The organism is Rhizobacter sp. P3_C12 (assembly GCF_056402735.1).
Genome location: NZ_JBFUGW010000564.1, coordinates 1 through 1502, shown reverse-complemented (window position 1 = coordinate 1502; position 1502 = coordinate 1). Strand labels below are relative to the sequence as shown.

The 1502-nt window shown below is 75.2% G+C and carries 1 protein-coding gene; it reads right to left on the bottom strand.

Features of this window, described 5'->3' with window-relative positions; all coding sequences use genetic code 11:
- Nucleotides 1-1502 (bottom strand): hypothetical protein (locus tag AC1DXV_RS34505; RefSeq protein ID WP_477938033.1); only part of this gene is annotated, 1502 nt, incomplete at both ends.

The following is a 1502-nucleotide window of genomic DNA, read 5'->3' as shown; positions in this document are numbered from 1 at the left end:
CCGGCGGCGTGTCGTCCGGCCACGGCACCAGCACCTCGCCGGTGCCGGCGCGCAGCGCGCTGTCGACCTTCAGCCAGCCGCTCTGCACCAGGCCCACCAGCAGCGGCACCAGGTTGACCGGCTGGCCCTCGACCGAGAGCTTCAGGCCGAGCCGGAACCAGTCGCCGCCCGGCTCCTGCTGCAGGTCGACGGTCCAGTCGTCGGCCTCGTGCAGCTCGAACGGAAAGTCGTCGTCGACCTCGACCAGCCAGCCCTGCTCCTTCAGCCGCGGCACCTCCTGCGTCAGCAGCTGCGGCCACTGGTCGCGCTGCTGCGGCACGAAGATCATCGGCTGGCCCTCCAGCGAGACGCCGTAGCCGGCGCTGACGATGCGCCCGCTGCCGAAGCTCGACTGCCGCTGCATCGCTGCGCCTGCCGCAAGGCTCCACGGCCGCAGCCGCAGCGGGTCGGCCATCGTGCGCACCGCCACCGCCTCGGCGTCGGCATCGCGGTCGAAGCGCGTCAGCTGCGAGGTGGTGGCACCGCTGACGCGGGTCGCGTCGAGGAAGGTGGTCTCGGCCGGGGCGGCGGGCAGGTGGTAGTCGACCGGCGGCATGCCCGGCACGCGGTAGCGCAGCAGCAGCTGCACCGAGGCCTGGCGCGGCGCATGGTCGCTGACCAGCGGGCGGCTCGCGCGGGTACCGAAGCGCTGGTGCAGCATCGCCTCGGAGGCCGCATCGACGCAGGTGCCCAGCCGCAGCACCGGCACCAGCGGCAGCGTGCCGAGGTTGCGCAGCGCGCGCGCCTGCTCGTCGGGCACCGGCAGCTGCAGCCCGCGCTGCGCGGCCAGCTCCTGCAGGCGGTCGGTGAACGACGACAGCAGCTCGGCCGGCACCGGCGGCATGCGCGTCAGCCAGTCGATCACCGGCGCYTCGGCGGGCACGCCCCGCAGCGCGGCCGGCCGCAGCGTCAGCCCGCCGAGGTCGATCGCCTGCGGCTCGGGCAGCATCACGATGACCACCGGCTCGTCGGCGGGGCCGCGCCACTGCGTGTGCCAGTCGCCCATCTCGTCGGCGAACCAGTGCAGCGAGACCGGCAGCGGATCGTCGATGCGCTGCGCCACCGCGCCGGGCGGGTGCGGCAGCTCGCCGAGCAGCGGCGGCACGATCCACGCCCGCCCGCTGCGCAGGATCAGCTCGACCACCGCCAGCGCATCGCGGCCGCGCAAGGGCAGCGAACCGGTGCTGGCGTTCGGGCCGAGCAGCGGCAGCAGCGCGGCCAGGATCTCCAGGTCGGCCGGCGCCAGGTAGGCGGGCCGGTTGCGCAGCATGTCGATCACGCTGGGCGAGTGCGGCCGGTGCGAGCCGAGCTCGCCGGTGCGCCGCAGGCTGCCGAGGTGCAGCGTCAACACCAGGGTGCCGGCGCGCGCGATCAGCACGTACATCAGCGTGCGCTGCGGTGCCGTGGCGGCGCCGGGCGGCGGCAGCGGCCGGCCGGCGATGTCGGCCAGCTCGGCCAGCCAC